The organism is Pseudomonas sp. fls2-241-TYG-175 (assembly GCF_030209155.1).
GTDB classification, from domain to species: domain Bacteria; phylum Pseudomonadota; class Gammaproteobacteria; order Pseudomonadales; family Pseudomonadaceae; genus Aquipseudomonas; species Aquipseudomonas viridiflava.
Window position 1 is genome coordinate 1 of record NZ_JARVSO010000035.1, and the last position, 14034, is coordinate 14034.

Annotated in this window: 16 protein-coding genes; 6 read left to right on the forward strand and 10 right to left on the reverse strand. The window is 57.6% G+C overall.

Going from position 1 to position 14034, the window contains the following annotated elements; genetic code table 11:
* Positions 1 to 132: 132 nt before the first annotated feature.
* Positions 133 to 1980, reverse strand: a complete 1848-nt coding sequence (gene ilvD, locus QRN20_RS21180; RefSeq protein WP_004884431.1) for a dihydroxy-acid dehydratase — start codon at positions 1978 to 1980, stop codon at positions 133 to 135.
* 396 nt (positions 1981 to 2376) lie between these two features.
* On the opposite strand from ilvD, the gene QRN20_RS21185 reads away from it, so the two are divergent.
* The gene (locus tag QRN20_RS21185) at positions 2377 to 2787 is read left to right on the forward strand and encodes a hypothetical protein (RefSeq protein ID WP_134672668.1); all 411 of its coding nucleotides are present in this window, start codon (positions 2377 to 2379) and stop codon (positions 2785 to 2787) included.
* 186 nt (positions 2788 to 2973) lie between these two features.
* Here the strand turns inward: QRN20_RS21185 and QRN20_RS21190 are convergent, their stop codons facing one another.
* The 3 genes from QRN20_RS21190 to QRN20_RS21200 all read right to left on the reverse strand — a co-directional run bounded on the left by QRN20_RS21190 (position 2974) and on the right by QRN20_RS21200 (position 5549).
* Positions 2974 to 3489, reverse strand: coding sequence for a dermonecrotic toxin domain-containing protein (locus tag QRN20_RS21190; protein ID WP_029243135.1), 516 nt, complete (start codon positions 3487 to 3489; stop codon positions 2974 to 2976).
* Between the two features lie 242 nt (positions 3490 to 3731).
* A complete protein-coding gene (locus tag QRN20_RS21195) occupies positions 3732 to 4928 on the reverse strand; it encodes a class I SAM-dependent rRNA methyltransferase (protein ID WP_004884429.1) in 1197 nt (398 codons plus the stop codon).
* Positions 4929 to 5009: 81 nt separating this feature from the next.
* Positions 5010 to 5549, reverse strand: coding sequence for a type 1 glutamine amidotransferase domain-containing protein (locus QRN20_RS21200; RefSeq protein ID WP_088236092.1), 540 nt, complete (start codon positions 5547 to 5549; stop codon positions 5010 to 5012).
* 237 nt (positions 5550 to 5786) lie between these two features.
* On the opposite strand from QRN20_RS21200, the gene QRN20_RS21205 reads away from it, so the two are divergent.
* The 3 genes from QRN20_RS21205 to QRN20_RS21215 all read left to right on the forward strand — a co-directional run bounded on the left by QRN20_RS21205 (position 5787) and on the right by QRN20_RS21215 (position 7896).
* Entirely contained in the window at positions 5787 to 6599 is an 813-nt protein-coding gene (locus QRN20_RS21205) for an HDOD domain-containing protein (RefSeq protein ID WP_179302779.1), read from the forward strand.
* A 45-nt stretch (positions 6600 to 6644) separates the two neighbouring features.
* Positions 6645 to 7457, forward strand: coding sequence for a bifunctional DNA-formamidopyrimidine glycosylase/DNA-(apurinic or apyrimidinic site) lyase (mutM, locus tag QRN20_RS21210; RefSeq protein WP_122613883.1), 813 nt, complete (start codon positions 6645 to 6647; stop codon positions 7455 to 7457).
* 100 nt (positions 7458 to 7557) lie between these two features.
* Positions 7558 to 7896, forward strand: coding sequence for a hypothetical protein (locus QRN20_RS21215; protein WP_004884424.1), 339 nt, complete (start codon positions 7558 to 7560; stop codon positions 7894 to 7896).
* A 7-nt stretch (positions 7897 to 7903) separates the two neighbouring features.
* On the opposite strand, the gene QRN20_RS21220 is transcribed toward QRN20_RS21215, so the two are convergent.
* The 3 genes from QRN20_RS21220 to QRN20_RS21230 form a co-directional block, all read right to left on the reverse strand.
* Positions 7904 to 8158, reverse strand: coding sequence for a YfhL family 4Fe-4S dicluster ferredoxin (locus QRN20_RS21220; RefSeq protein ID WP_004884423.1), 255 nt, complete (start codon positions 8156 to 8158; stop codon positions 7904 to 7906).
* A 101-nt stretch (positions 8159 to 8259) separates the two neighbouring features.
* Entirely contained in the window at positions 8260 to 8739 is a 480-nt protein-coding gene (gene coaD, locus QRN20_RS21225; protein ID WP_004884422.1) for a pantetheine-phosphate adenylyltransferase, read from the reverse strand.
* 159 nt (positions 8740 to 8898) lie between these two features.
* Positions 8899 to 10326 (reverse strand): coniferyl aldehyde dehydrogenase, encoded by a 1428-nt coding sequence (locus QRN20_RS21230; protein ID WP_122613884.1) that lies wholly within the window; start codon positions 10324 to 10326, stop codon positions 8899 to 8901.
* Between the two features lie 164 nt (positions 10327 to 10490).
* Between QRN20_RS21230 and QRN20_RS21235 the strand changes: the two genes are divergently transcribed.
* Entirely contained in the window at positions 10491 to 11153 is a 663-nt protein-coding gene (locus QRN20_RS21235; protein WP_058430907.1) for a TetR/AcrR family transcriptional regulator, read from the forward strand.
* A 50-nt stretch (positions 11154 to 11203) separates the two neighbouring features.
* Complete coding sequence (locus QRN20_RS21240; protein WP_088236091.1) at positions 11204 to 12061, forward strand: sulfurtransferase; 858 nt, start codon at positions 11204 to 11206, stop codon at positions 12059 to 12061.
* A 10-nt stretch (positions 12062 to 12071) separates the two neighbouring features.
* Here QRN20_RS21240 and QRN20_RS21245 read toward each other — a convergent pair whose 3' ends face one another.
* The 3 genes from QRN20_RS21245 to QRN20_RS21255 all read right to left on the reverse strand — a co-directional run bounded on the left by QRN20_RS21245 (position 12072) and on the right by QRN20_RS21255 (position 13823).
* A complete protein-coding gene (locus tag QRN20_RS21245) occupies positions 12072 to 13118 on the reverse strand; it encodes a hydrolase (RefSeq protein WP_058430880.1) in 1047 nt (348 codons plus the stop codon).
* A gap of 126 nt (positions 13119 to 13244) precedes the next feature.
* Complete coding sequence (locus QRN20_RS21250; RefSeq protein WP_004884417.1) at positions 13245 to 13532, reverse strand: HigA family addiction module antitoxin; 288 nt, start codon at positions 13530 to 13532, stop codon at positions 13245 to 13247.
* 12 nt (positions 13533 to 13544) lie between these two features.
* Positions 13545 to 13823 carry a type II toxin-antitoxin system RelE/ParE family toxin gene (locus QRN20_RS21255; protein WP_057409737.1) on the reverse strand — a complete coding sequence of 93 codons (279 nt, stop codon included), beginning with the start codon at positions 13821 to 13823 and terminating at the stop codon, positions 13545 to 13547.
* Positions 13824 to 14034 lie beyond the last annotated feature (211 nt).

A 14034-nucleotide genomic window follows, 5' to 3' on the forward strand; every position in this document is an offset into this window, starting at 1 on the left:
CTGATCGTTCCTACGCTCCGCGTGGGAATGCCGCTCAGAACGCTCCGCGTCCGCTTTTAAGGGCACATACGCTCCATTAACCCAACAAAAAGCCCGGCATCTCTGCCGGGCTTTTTGCATTACCGATGCGGCTTAAGGCACCAGCTTGTCCAGCAACGCCTTGTCACGCACTGCGCCTTTGTCGGCACTGGTTGCCAGCAGGGCGTAGGCCTTGAGGGCAGTGGTCACTTTGCGAGGGCGCGACTCGACCGGCTTCCAGCCTTTCTTGTCCTGCTCGGCACGGCGCTCGGCCATTTCAGCGTCGTCGATCAACAGATTGATCGAGCGGTTCGGAATGTCGATCAGCACCTTGTCGCCATCGCGCACCAGACCGATTGCGCCACCAGCAGCGGCTTCAGGCGATGCGTGGCCGATGGACAGACCCGAAGTGCCGCCCGAGAAGCGACCGTCGGTGAGCAGCGCACAATCCTTGCCCAGACCTTTGGACTTCAGGTACGACGTCGGATAGAGCATTTCCTGCATGCCCGGACCGCCTTTCGGGCCTTCATAGCGGATGATCACGATGTCGCCAGCCTTCACTTCGTCAGCGAGGATGCCGCGCACAGCGCTGTCCTGGCTTTCGAAAATCTTGGCATTGCCTTCGAACACGTGAATCGACTCATCGACACCTGCGGTTTTCACTACGCAGCCATCCAGCGCGATGTTGCCGTACAGCACGGCCAGGCCGCCTTCCTGCGAGTAAGCGTGCTCAACGCTACGGATGCAGCCGTTTTCACGGTCGTCATCCAGACTTTCCCAGCGGGTCGACTGGCTGAACGCGGTTTGCGTCGGGATGCCTGCCGGGCCTGCCTTGAAGAAGGTGTGAACCGCTTCGTCGTCAGTCTGGGTGATGTCCCACTTCGCGATGCCTTCGGCCAGGGTCTTGCTGTGCACGGTCGGCAGATCTGTGTGCAACAGACCGCCGCGCGCCAGCTCGCCAAGGATGCTGAAAATCCCGCCTGCGCGGTGCACGTCTTCCATGTGGTACTTCTGGATGTTCGGCGCGACCTTGCAGAGCTGCGGCACCTTGCGCGACAGACGGTCGATGTGGCGCAGGTCGAAGTCGATCTCGGCTTCCTGAGCGGCGGCGAGCAAGTGCAGGATGGTGTTGGTCGAGCCGCCCATGGCGATGTCCAGCGTCATGGCATTCTCGAACGCCTTGAAGTTGGCAATGTTGCGCGGCAGCACCGAGTCATCGTTTTGGGTGTAGTACTGTCTGCACAGGTCGACAATGGTGCGGCCCGCCTGCAGGAACAATTGCTCACGGTCACTGTGAGTGGCGAGCGCGGAACCGTTGCCCGGCAACGCCAGACCCAGTGCTTCGGTCAGGCAGTTCATCGAGTTGGCGGTGAACATGCCCGAGCACGAACCGCATGTCGGGCAGGCGCTGCGTTCGTATTCGGCGACTTTTTCATCGCTGGCAGTCGAGTCGGCGGCAATGACCATGGCATCGACAAGGTCCAGGCCATGGCTGGCCAGTTTGGTCTTGCCGGCTTCCATCGGTCCGCCGGACACGAAAATCACCGGAATGTTGAGGCGCAACGACGCCATCAGCATGCCAGGGGTGATCTTGTCGCAGTTGGAGATACAGACAATGGCGTCCGCGCAGTGGGCGTTGACCATGTACTCCACGGAATCGGCAATGATTTCGCGGCTCGGCAGCGAATACAGCATGCCGTCATGGCCCATGGCGATGCCGTCATCCACCGCAATGGTGTTGAATTCCTTGGCCACGCCACCGGCGCGTTCGACTTCGCGGGCTACCAGTTGACCCATGTCTTTCAGGTGCACGTGGCCCGGTACGAACTGGGTGAAGGAGTTGGCGATGGCGATGATCGGTTTCTTGAAATCTTCGTCCTTCATGCCCGTGGCGCGCCAGAGGGCACGAGCGCCGGCCATGTTGCGGCCGTGGGTGGACGTTTTCGAGCGGTAATCAGGCATTGGAGCACTCCGGCAAAAATAAGGCTGATCAGGAAGGGAGTGAGCTTCTATTGACGTCGCTCGCAGGCGGCAGTGACCGGATGCAGCGAAGAAACCGAAAACCACGGGATCACCGTGTACTCGGCCTGAGCTCATAAACCCGCCGGGGGATGACTGGCGATGAATAGGAGCGATTCTACACCGCTCACGCAGTGTTGGCATGAATGAAGCTTAAGATGATGGGTTGCAGCGGGTGATGCCGTAAGGTGCAAGTCACTGAGTTGAGTGAGTGAGGAGTTTCTTTTGTAAGGTTTTTCTGAAAACGACCCATGCCGTTTTTATGGATATGTTGTGTCGATAGCATGGCCTGTCAATTGGGCCACTCCTGCGGTGAGTGGTCAATCTCGAGAGGTCAGCGTGAATAGTGAAATGTTTGGTATTACGGGTTTAAAAGCGGTTTGTGGAGCCTGCAACAAAGAGTTTTCTCTCAGCAGGAGGCGTCAACGTGAATTGTTCGAAAAAAAGAGCATCGTGTGCGCATCGTGTCGGAGCATTCAGATATTGTCTCAAGAGCAGATTGAAGCGTTAAGAGGCAAGGGCAATCCCGGACTTGAATATGAAGCCATGATGGGGTTCTTTGGAGTTGTCAGTGTTTTTTATCACGGTTCGTTAGTAAGGGATCTGGTGCAGGGTAGCCTCTCTATAAGGCCAGTCGACTTCATCCTGGCCTCATCAAGTCTGACCATTGGTATTCTTCTGGTAGGCGTTATTTTAAGGCGCGCGACTCGTGAAATTAAAGTCGAACTGACACGTCATCATGTTAATTAAATACACTGGAGATGATAGGCCAAAGCAGATTTTTTGGACTGGCATCCAGGACTTAATAGCGCCGACGTCTCTCTGTGCCTTGAAGCCCACAGCTGCATCAACGAATGCATTGGTCCAACAGAACATCATTTAAATAAAAACTGCCTACAGGGCCCTGTCGGCAGTTTTTAAATCAGACGTTATTGATCAACGATTCACAATTGTCTGAATCTGATGCAGGTAAGTTTCACCGGCAACAGGTTGCAGCACGAGTGCGTCCTTGTTCCAGGCGGAAGGCAGGCGGCTGATTTCTTCGAAATAATCAGCTACCTGGCCGCGTTGATCTTCAGGCACCAGGTCCAGCATGTATTCCAGACCACCCGGTTTGCCCAGGAATTCACCCAGTACATAACCGGTGCGAGTCCAGTCATGGTTCTCATGGAAAATGCGATCGGTTGGAGCGGCAGGCTGCTCTGGCACATAAAGAATGTACTGGCCTTCCGGGCCGCGGATCACAAACAGGCGAATCAGAGTGGCACCGCCGTGAAGCGGCATAACGAAACGACCGATGGTGATGCCGTCTTCATCGGAGGCGACTGGAGCATTGATGACTTGCTGGATAAGGTCTGCGCCTTCCGGAGAAAGCAGACCTTTGGACAGCTGGTCAGCAGACATCCTGTTCAGGTCGTCGCGGATGTAGTCAACGTATTTAGAGTCAGTCATGATTTAAATCCATTTAAATTAAACAAAGTCCATTTTGAGTGTTGTCCTGATTCGCATCTTGTTGGTGTTTGCTGACAGGACGGTGACAATTTATCAGTGCGCAAAGACGACGTGCGATACATGTTTATCGCGTCTGAAGAGGGGTGTATCGAGATGTTTTTTCAATAGCGGGCGATCAGCTCAAGACAGGCTTGAGCTGACATCGTGCACCGGGTCGGAGTAGAGCCGACCCGGTCAGTCGATCAACTGTTGGGCAACAGTCGGCAGGTGATGCTCTTGATATAGCGCGTCTCTGCAATTGCAGGATGCACCGGATGATCCGGGCCCTGGCCACCACGTTCCAGCAGCTGAATATTGCGGTCCAGATGGCGGGCGCTGGTCAGCAGAATGTTTTGCAGGTCGTCTTCCGGTAGGTGCATCGAGCACGAGGCGCTGACCAGAATACCGTCCTTGGTGAGCAGGCGCATGGCTTGCTCGTTCAGGCGGCGGTAGGCACCTTCACCGTTTTTCATGTCCTTCTTGCGCTTGATGAACGCAGGCGGGTCGGCCACGATTACGTCGAAACGCTCTTCGCTTGCCTTCAATTCTTTAAGCGCCTCGAACACGTCACCTTCGATGCAGGTCAGCTTCTCGGCAAAACCGTTCAGGGCGGCATTGCGTTCCACGCCGTCAAGGGCAAAGGAGGACGCATCGACGCAGGTGACATCGCTGGCGCCGAACGCAGCAGCCTGGATACCCCAGCCGCCGATGTAGCTGTACAAGTCCAGCACGCGCTTGCCTTTGACGTAAGGTGCCAGGCGCGCACGGTTCATGCGGTGATCGTAGAACCAGCCAGTCTTCTGGCCAGCCATGACCGGCGCTTCGAACTGCACGCCGTTCTCCTCCAGCGCGACCCATTCCGGAACCAGACCGAACACGGTCTCGACATAGCGATTCAGGCCTTCGGCATCGCGGGCGGCCGAGTCGTTCTTGAACAGGATGCCGCTTGGCTTGAGCACCTGGACCAGCGCGGCGATCACATCGTCCTTATGGTGTTCCATGGTGGCCGAGGCCATTTGCACGACGAGGATGTCACCGAAACGATCCACCACCAGACCCGGCAGCAGGTCCGAGTCGCCATAGACCAGGCGATAGAACGGTTTGTCGAACAGGCGATCACGCAGCGACAGCGCTACGTTCAGGCGATGAACCAGCAGTGACTTGTCCAGCGGCAACTTGACGTCGCGCGACAGCAGACGCGCGCAGATCAGGTTGTTGGGGCTCATGGCGACGATGCCCAGCGGCTTGCCGCCGGCGGCTTCGAGAATGGCTTGATCGCCAGCTGCAAAACCGTGAAGAGGGGTGGCGGCTACATCGATTTCATTGCTGTAGACCCACAGATGGCCGGCGCGCAGGCGACGGTCGGCGTTGGCTTTGAGGCGCAAGCTAGGCAGGGACATGACGTCGCTCCGGAAAAAAGAGCGGGATTATAGCGCGTCATCCCGGTTGCGCGCCGGGATGACGAGAATTAACACGGTCGTTTATGCCGACAGCGCTTCAATCAGCTTGCTATTGAATGCCGGAATGTCATCGGGCTGGCGGCTGCTGATCAGCTTGCCGTCGGTGACCACTTCCTGGTCAACCCAGTTGGCGCCAGCATTCACCAGATCGTCTTTCAATGTCTTGAAGCTGGTCATGGTCTTGCCTTTGACCAGGCCTGCGGAGATCAGCAACCAGCCGCCGTGGCAGATAACCGCCAGTGGTTTGCCGGATGCGCTGGCATCCTTGACGATCTGCTGTGCGTCACTGTCCACGCGGATAGTGTCGGAGTTCTGCACACCGCCCGGCAGGACGATGCCGTCATAGTTGCTCGCGTTGGCGGCCTTGAACGTGCCGTCCACCGGAAAGTCGTCAGCCGGTTTGTCATGATTCCAGCCTTTGACGTTGCCGTCCTGGCTGGAAAGGATTTCTACGGTGGCACCCGCTTGCTCCAGAGCTTCCCTTGGGCCGGTCAGTTCGACCTGCTCGAAACCATCCGTTACAAGAATCGCGATGCGTTTACCATTCAGTGCGTTTGACATGGGGTCCTCCAGTCTCGTGCCTAGGGATGGCGCATTGCTGGCCTTTATGAGGCCAAGCCTGCGTCGGTTACACAGAGTCCGAAGCTGTCTGTAAGCCAAAGTTCCGAGAAAATCAGCAACGAAGGTGATGGACCGTTGCCTGATGAGGGGGCAGAATCCCGTTATGCCTTCGAGTAAAGACCTATGCCTCCAGAGCTAACATCCGAGCAGATCCAGCAAGCGTTGCAGGGCATCAGCGTGCCCCCGCAGCCGCAGATCATGGTGGATCTGCAGATGGAACAGTACATGCCAGACCCTGATCTGGGCGTGATTGCGCGGCTGATCGCTCAGGATCCGGGCCTGTCCGGGGCGTTGCTGAAAATCGTCAACTCGCCTCATTACGGCCTGTCCAACAAAATCGCGTCGATCCAGAAGGCGGTAAATCTGCTGGGCAGTCGCACCGTCATCAATCTAATCAATGCCCAGTCGATCAAGGGTGAGATGAGCGATGAAACCATCGTGACCCTCAACCGTTTCTGGGACACCGCTCAGGACGTGGCGATGACCAGTCTGACGCTGGCCAAACGGATTGGCTCGCAGGCAGTGGACGAATCCTACGCCTTGGGTCTGTTTCATGACTGCGGCATTCCGCTGATGATCAAGCGTTTCCCGGACTATATGACCGTGCTTGAAAGCGCCTACGCCAATGCAGGTCCGGAGTGTCGTGTCGTGGATACCGAAAACACGGCGTTCGACACCAACCATTCGGTGGTTGGCTATTACACCGCCAAGTCGTGGCGACTGCCGGATCATGTCACCGAAGCCATCGCCAACCATCACAACGCTCTGGCGATCTTTCAGGACGACTCCAGCCGTAATGCGGTACTCAAGAACCTGCTGGCCCCACTCAAGATGGCTGAGCATATCTGCCAGTCCTATAGCGTTCTGGGCAATCAGGACGAAGACCACGAGTGGGAAAGCATCGGTGCACTGGTGCTGGACTACGTCGGCCTGTCCGAGTACGACTTTGAATACCTGAAGGAAAGCATTCGCGAGCTGGGCGCGCACTGATTCTGCTCATCGCTCGTTTTTCCTTTCCGCACGACCGAGTTATCCATGCCTGAATTACCAGAAGTCGAAACCACCCGACGCGGCATTGCGCCCCATCTCGAAGGGCAGCGCGTCAGCCGCGTGATCGTGCGCGACGGCCGTCTGCGCTGGCCGATCCCCGAAGACCTCGATATCCGCCTTTCCGGGCAGCGCATCGTGCAGGTCAACCGCCGCGCCAAGTACCTGTTGATCCAGGCGGAAGTCGGGACCCTGATCAGCCATCTGGGCATGTCGGGCAATCTGCGTCTGGTTGAGGCCGGATTGCCCGCGCTCAAGCATGAGCACGTGGATATTGAACTGGAGTCGGGTCTGGCCTTGCGCTACACAGATCCTCGACGCTTCGGTGCGATGCTCTGGAGTCTCGATCCGCACGCACACGAGCTGTTGATTCGTCTGGGGCCGGAGCCGCTTACCGACCTGTTCGATGGCGAGCGTCTCTATGAGCGCTCCCGAGGCAAGTCGATTGCGGTGAAGCCCTTCATCATGGATAACGCGGTGGTTGTCGGCGTGGGCAATATCTATGCGACCGAAGCGCTGTTCGCCGCCGGGATCGACCCGCGCCGCGAGGCGAAGAGTATTTCCCGGGCGCGTTACCTGAAACTCGCGATCGAGGTCAAACGCATCCTGGCTTACGCCATAGAGCGGGGAGGCACCACGCTTCGCGACTTCATCGGTGGCGATGGCAAGCCGGGTTACTTCCAGCAGGAGTTGTTCGTGTACGGGCGCGGCGACCAGCCATGCAAGGTATGCGGCACCACATTGCGTGAGATCAAACTGGGTCAGCGCGCAAGTGTGTACTGCCCCAAATGCCAGCGCTGAAAACAGAACCGTGCCATGAAACATCATGGCCACTTGCTTAACCCCCATCGCTGTTTATAGTGATGGGCAGACCCTTACGCCACGCCTGAAGGACCACGCTATGAGCCCGTTTCGTATTCTTGCTGCCATGCTGGCGCTGTTCTTTGGCCTGCAGGCGGTGCCCGCCGTTGCGGCGGAAGTAGCTGAAGGCAGCGGAAACCCGGTCTACACCATCCAGAACCCACCCGTGTTCGCCATGGTGGGCGATCTGCTCATCGCGCGACCGCTGTTGATTGCCGCCACGGTGATCGGAACAGGTCTGTTTGTGATAGCCGCGCCGTTTGCGGCCGCAGGCGGAAACTTCAAGGCGACCGCCAAGGCGCTGGTAGTCGACCCTGGCAAGTCGGCCTTCGTGCGTTGTCTGGGGTGTACGGGTGATGGTTATGGCAAGCAGCAGTAAACGTTGATCAAACCACTTTGCTGGTAATGATCCGGTACTTGTCCATCAGCTGTTCCTTGCTCTCGACGTGATTTTCATCCAGAGGGATGCAGTCCACAGGACAGACCTGCTGACATTGGGGTTCGTCGTAGTGGCCCACGCATTCGGTGCACAGGTTCGGATTGATCACGTAGATCTCCTCGCCTTGTGAAATCGCCTCGTTCGGGCACTCGGGTTCGCAGACGTCGCAGTTGATGCAATCGTCGGTGATGATAAGGGACATGAAATGCTCCTGCCGCGGCCGACGCCGGGGCACATGAAAACCAATGCCGCGAATTGTGCCGCATTAGTCCTCAGGTTGCACCTGCACGTTCCTGCGACGTGTTATCGCTTGAACCGCTGAGTCAGTGCTTCGGCGACTGCAGGATGCACGAATTTGGTGATATCGCCGCCCAACGCCGCGATTTCACGCACCAACGTCGACGAAATGAACGAGTAGCGCTCCGATGGCGTGAGAAACAGACTCTCGACGTCCGGTGCCAGCTGGCGGTTCATGTTTGCCAGCTGGAACTCATATTCGAAGTCCGACACGGCACGCAGGCCACGCAGAAAAACGTTGGCATTCTGTTCCTTGGCAAAGTGCGCAAGCAGCGTCGAGAAGCCTACGACTTCCACATTCGGCAAGTGTTTGGTGACCTCGCGGGCCAGCTCAACGCGTTGTTCCAGAGGAAACAGCGGGTTTTTCTTTGGGCTGGCGGCAACGGCAATGACCACTTGATCGAACAGGCGCGAGGCTCGCTCGACCAGATCTCCATGGCCCTTGGTAATAGGGTCGAAGGTGCCTGGGTACAACACTCGGTTCATCGCGTCGTCCTGGTCGGAGTCCGTTGTGGGACTCGGATGGTATCGCAGCCTTTCCGATGGGCCAAGCCGCGTAAAGGGCATCAAAGGTCGTATTGCGCCGATTATCGGCCATTTTTGGCTCAAAAAGCCCTGTTTACAGGCTTGCAGTGCTTTTTTTGATCAGCGCAAAAAGAGTTTATAAACCCAGCGTTGAATCGCACGTCCGTACGGCGGATAAATCAGTCGCGCCGCATTGATGCGCTGTTTGACGAACACGCCCTTGGCCTGACTGAACGTCATGAAGCCTTCATGACCATGGTAATGGCCCATGCCTGAAGACCCGACACCGCCGAACGGCAAATCGTCCTGAGCCGCGTGCATCAAGGTGTCATTGAGCGACACGCCTCCGGAATGGGTTCGCTCCAGCACCTGCTGCTGTTCTGCCTTGTTATAGCCGAAGTAATAAAGCGCCAGCGGGCGAGGGCGTTGATTGATGTAGGCGTAGGCATCTTCGATGTTTCTGTACGGCACAACAGGCAGCATGGGGCCGAAAATCTCGTCCTGCATGACCAGCATCTCGTCACTGACGTTCAACAGCACGCTGAACGGCATGCGCCGATCCTGGCCTTGGTCATAGAGTGGGATAAGGGTTGCGCCTTTGCTGACAGCGTCTTCCTGATAGCGGGTCAGTCGGTTGAATTGACGCTGATTGATGATCGACGTGTAGTCCGGATTATCGATCAGCGTCGGATAAAAACGTTTGACTGCCTGCCGGTAAGCGTCGACGAACCCGGCCAGACGGTCCTCTGGCACCAGCACGTAATCGGGCGCGATGCAGGTTTGGCCTGCATTAAGTGTCTTGCCAAAAGCGATACGCTCGGCGGCGTCTTCAAGGGGCACGTCATGGGACACGATAGCGGGAGACTTGCCGCCCAGTTCCAATGTGACCGGTGTCAGGTTTTCGGCCGCTGCCCGCATCACGTGCCTGCCGACGCTGGTCGCGCCGGTAAACAGCAGATGGTTGAACGGCAGGCGCGAAAACGCCATGCCGACCTCGGCTTCGCCCTGCACGATGGTGATCAGGTCTTCGGGAAATGTCAGGGCGAACAGACGCTTGAGCAGTGCGCCGGTGGCAGGTGTCGACTCGCTCAGTTTCAGCATCACCCGGTTGCCTGCCGCCAACGCGCCGATCAGCGGGCCTATGGCCAGAAACAGCGGGTAATTCCACGGCACGATGACACCGATCACGCCCAGCGGTTGGTAGACGACCTTGGCAGAGGCTGGCTGGAACGCCAGGCCTACGCGGCGTGGCGAAGGCCTCATCCAGCGTTTCAGGTGCCTGCGTGCATCGCGGATCCCCAGCAGGCTCGGCAGCAACTCGGCCAGCAGCGTTTCATCGGCGCTGCGATGGCCGAAATCCTGATCGATGGCCTCGATCAGCTCCTGCCTATGAATGCTGATCATCTTTTCCAGGTGTTTGAGCCATTGCAGACGCTGCCCCAGAGGCGGCATCGGGTTGGCGGAAAAGGCGCGCTGCTGCGCCGCGAAGGCCGCATGCATTGACTGAAGCGCCTGCTCATCCTGATGAAGAGTGTTTTCCGCCAGCATGGTCGCTTCCGGTGATTAATTAACGGGATTTCTAGAGTTATTACTCTATAAAGTCAACATTCGCCTGAACGATAGCTGGCAATCAGAGCGCGTGATGTTCGCCGATGATGCGCTTGCGCTACTATCGGCAACATCTCATCAGTACTCGAGCGGTTCAGGCAAGCATGGCACCACGCACTAAAACCCGTGAGCGTATCGTTCAGGTCAGCCTCGAGCTGTTCAATCAGCAAGGCGAGCGCAATGTGACGACCAATCACATTGCGGCCCACATGGAAATTTCGCCGGGCAATCTGTATTACCACTTCCCCAACAAGCAGGCGATCATCGCCGAGTTGTTTGGTCAGTACGAAGCGCTGGTAAAGAGCTTCCTGATGCCCACCCAGGATCGCCTGCCAAGCATCGAGGACAAGCGCGATTATTTTCTGGCGATACTCGATGGCATGTGGCGCTACCGCTTTTTGCACCGTGATCTGGAGCATTTATTGGGTGCCGATCCCGAGCTGGCGGCGCGCTATCGATTGTTTTCCCAGCGCTGCCTGGTTCAGGCGATGGCCATCTATCGAGGTTTCATCGACGCAGGCATTCTGCAGATGGATGAGTCGCAGATTGAATGGACCAGCCTCAATACCTGGATTGTGCTGACGTCATGGGTGCGCTTTCTGTGTACGGCGCGGGAAAATTCCGAACATTTGAACGAAGACGCCATTCGACGCGGCGTCTATCAGGTGCTTATGCTTGAGTCAGGCTTCATCGCACCGCAGGCTCGCGAGGCGTTCGATGCCTTGTGCCAGGCGTTTCACGCGCCGTTGCACAAGGTGCTGGTGTGAGTGCGAGATGAAGTGCCTGGTTATCCGGTTTTCTGTCACAGGAGTTTGTCATGTCCATCGCGCAACTGATTGGTCCTGAACAGCTGGCGGCACGTCAGCAAACGCCAGGGCTGGTGATTCTCGATTGCAGGTCTGCTCTGGAAGATCCTGATTACGGGCAGCGCAGTTATGCACAGGGCCACATCGAAGGCGCCCGTTTTGCAGACTTGAACCGTGACCTCAGCAGTCCGGTCGTCAAGGGCAGGACTGGCCGCCACCCGCTGCCTGACGCCGACACGCTGGTGGAGCGTCTCCGGGCATGGGGCATCAGCAATGACAGCGATATCGTGCTCTACGACGACGGCCCCGGCATGTACGCTGCTCGCGCATGGTGGCTGTTGGCATGGCTGGGCAAGCGCGAGGGCGTGTACCTGCTCGACGGCGGCCTCAAGGCCTGGCATGCGTCAGGGCTGCCGCTGAGTCTGGATGCGCCGGGCGGCGAGCCGGGAGACTTCACTGGCGAGCCGGACATGTCGCTGGTGCTCAGTGCCAGTCGTCTGCAGGGGCGTCTCGGTCGTCCGGAAATGACGCTGATCGACGCCCGTGCCGAGGCCCGGTTTCGGGGTGAAGTCGAACCGATCGATCCGGTCGCCGGGCATATCCCCGGTGCGCAGTGTGTGGCGTTCAACGAGAACCTTGGGCCCGACGGACGTTTTCTGCCGCCCGAGCAGCTCAAACAGCGGTTCGCCGAAAAACTGCAAGGTCGACCTGCGGAAAGTCTGGTGTCTTATTGCGGATCTGGCGTCACGGCCTGCCACAATCTGTTCGCGTTGTGCCTGGCGGGTTATCCACTGGGAACGCTGTATGCCGGATCGTGGAGTGAGTGGATCGTTGATCCCGAGCGCGAAGTTGCCACTGGAGCAGGCTGAGCCTGCTCCTTCAGGTCGTGTAGGGGTTGTCGCGTTCGTGAGCGATGCCCAGCCACAGCGGAATTCGCCGTTCAAGGTAATAACCGGGGTTGCGCAGCGAGCCATCGACGAACCCCACGTGTCCTCCCTTCGCCTGCAGCTCGAACTCTGTACAGGATGAAAGCTCTTCAGGGTCAGGCAGGCTGTGCGGGAACACGAAGGGATCGTCTGCTGACTGAATGATCAGTGTCGGCGTCTGAATCTGGCCCAGGTAATAGCGGCTCGAGGCCTTGCGGTAATAATCCTGGGCATCGGTAAAGCCATGCAGTGGCGCCGTTACCCGGCCATCAAAATCCCAGAAGGTGCGCATGTTTTCCAGTGAACCCAGTGCCGCCAGCTCGGCAAGGCCTTCACTGAGCCCTTCGCTCTGGAAGCGGGTCTGCTTGTCACGAATGTAAGCCAGCATCTCGCGCATGAAATGCCGCTGGTAGACCCGTGAAAATCCCTGCCCGATGCGATTGGCGCACTCGTCCAGCCGAAACGGTACGGAAACGGCCACAGCCCCCAGCAACTCGCTGTTCGCACCCGATTCGCCCAGATACTTGAGCAACACATTGCCGCCCAGTGAATAGCCCACCGCGTACAGTGGCGCGAGAGGGCGCAACGACCGCAGGTGCGCGATCACTTCCGCCAGGTCTTCGCTGGCCCCCGAGTGGTAGCTGCGCGACAGCAGGTTCGGCTCGCCGGAGCAGCCGCGCCAGTTCAATGCCACACTCGCCCAGCCCTGCGTCGCCAGCGCCTTTTGCAGTCCCGCCACATACGGCGAGTTCGACGAGCCAGTCAGGCCATGCAGCACCAGCACCAGTGGTGCATCGACCTGATGAGGCCCGTGCCAGTCCATGTCGAGAAAATCCCCGTCCTTCAGCCACATCCGCTCACGCGTACGCGCCAGCAACGTCCGCTTGCGCCACAACGGCCCCCACAGGGTCTGCAGATGCGGATTGCCCAGGCCGGAGGCCGGTACGAATGGATTGACATGAAAACGAGAGGTGGGGCTGTTAGGCACGGTCTTGCTCATCGATGGACTCAGTGGCTGACAGGTTATACGTTGCCATTAAGTGGAGCGGGATGTAAGAGGGGTTTGGTCGAGTGGTTCGATGATGGGAATTGAACGTCACGCAATCAACCTGATAGCCGGTGGCGTTCAACTGATTCTGGCGTATGGCTGTATAGGCGGCTGCTCTCGATGCTCGGCTTGCCATAAGTCGTAGTCTGCCTGGATGCCCAGCCAGAGGCGTGCGCTACTGATACCGGCCCGCTCAAGCCTCACAGCCAGATCCGGACTTACGGGCGCATGCCCATGCAGAATCCTCGATAGAGTTTCTCTGGCGAACCCGAGATGGCTCGCAAATTCTGTGATAGTGGTTTCCAGACCCGGTATCACCTCTTCGAGCAGAATTTCGCCCGGATGGGGGGGGTTGAACATTTCCATATGGACCTCCTTTCAGTGGTAATCCAGATAGTCGACCAATTCGACATCTGTTCCTGCGAAACGAAAAATCACTCGCCAATTGGCATTGATGGTGATTGACCAGAATCCGGACAGGTCGCCTTTGAGTGGATGAAGGCGCCAGCCAGGAATATTGACGTTGTCCGGCGTTGACGCGTGGTTCAACAGTGTCAAAACGTGAGCAATACGCCTGGAATGATCTGCGCGGATTCCACTCGTAGAGCCGGTTTCAAAAAAGGTTTTTAGTCCTTTATGGTTCCAGCTGATGATCAATGCGCCATTGTGATGCGATACATCACGCTCCGCAATTGGCGTGCGAATGATCTGCTTGTTACATCCATATCCAGCCCTCGCTTATCGTTCAAACCTGTAATGGTGGAGGGGGATATGACTATAAAATGCGATGGCGGATCAACGAATCCGGTGTAGGGTGTTTCCCTGATTTGTGTAAGTGGCGCTTAGATCCGCTTCACAAGACATACTC

What these genes read in the sequence shown, in the direction of transcription:
- ilvD (WP_004884431.1), bottom strand. Translation starts at nt 1,980, where the DNA reads ATGCCTGATTACCGCTCGAAAACGTCCACCCACGGCCGCAACATGGCC.
- QRN20_RS21190 (WP_029243135.1), bottom strand. Translation starts at nt 3,489, where the DNA reads ATGACTGACTCTAAATACGTTGACTACATCCGCGACGACCTGAACAGG.
- QRN20_RS21195 (WP_004884429.1), bottom strand. Translation starts at nt 4,928, where the DNA reads ATGTCCCTGCCTAGCTTGCGCCTCAAAGCCAACGCCGACCGTCGCCTG.
- QRN20_RS21200 (WP_088236092.1), bottom strand. Translation starts at nt 5,549, where the DNA reads ATGTCAAACGCACTGAATGGTAAACGCATCGCGATTCTTGTAACGGAT.
- mutM (WP_122613883.1), top strand. Translation starts at nt 6,645, where the DNA reads ATGCCTGAATTACCAGAAGTCGAAACCACCCGACGCGGCATTGCGCCC.
- QRN20_RS21215 (WP_004884424.1), top strand. Translation starts at nt 7,558, where the DNA reads ATGAGCCCGTTTCGTATTCTTGCTGCCATGCTGGCGCTGTTCTTTGGC.
- QRN20_RS21220 (WP_004884423.1), bottom strand. Translation starts at nt 8,158, where the DNA reads ATGTCCCTTATCATCACCGACGATTGCATCAACTGCGACGTCTGCGAA.
- coaD (WP_004884422.1), bottom strand. Translation starts at nt 8,739, where the DNA reads ATGAACCGAGTGTTGTACCCAGGCACCTTCGACCCTATTACCAAGGGC.
- QRN20_RS21230 (WP_122613884.1), bottom strand. Translation starts at nt 10,326, where the DNA reads ATGCTGGCGGAAAACACTCTTCATCAGGATGAGCAGGCGCTTCAGTCA.
- QRN20_RS21235 (WP_058430907.1), top strand. Translation starts at nt 10,491, where the DNA reads ATGGCACCACGCACTAAAACCCGTGAGCGTATCGTTCAGGTCAGCCTC.
- QRN20_RS21240 (WP_088236091.1), top strand. Translation starts at nt 11,204, where the DNA reads ATGTCCATCGCGCAACTGATTGGTCCTGAACAGCTGGCGGCACGTCAG.
- QRN20_RS21245 (WP_058430880.1), bottom strand. Translation starts at nt 13,118, where the DNA reads ATGAGCAAGACCGTGCCTAACAGCCCCACCTCTCGTTTTCATGTCAAT.
- QRN20_RS21250 (WP_004884417.1), bottom strand. Translation starts at nt 13,532, where the DNA reads ATGGAAATGTTCAACCCCCCCCATCCGGGCGAAATTCTGCTCGAAGAG.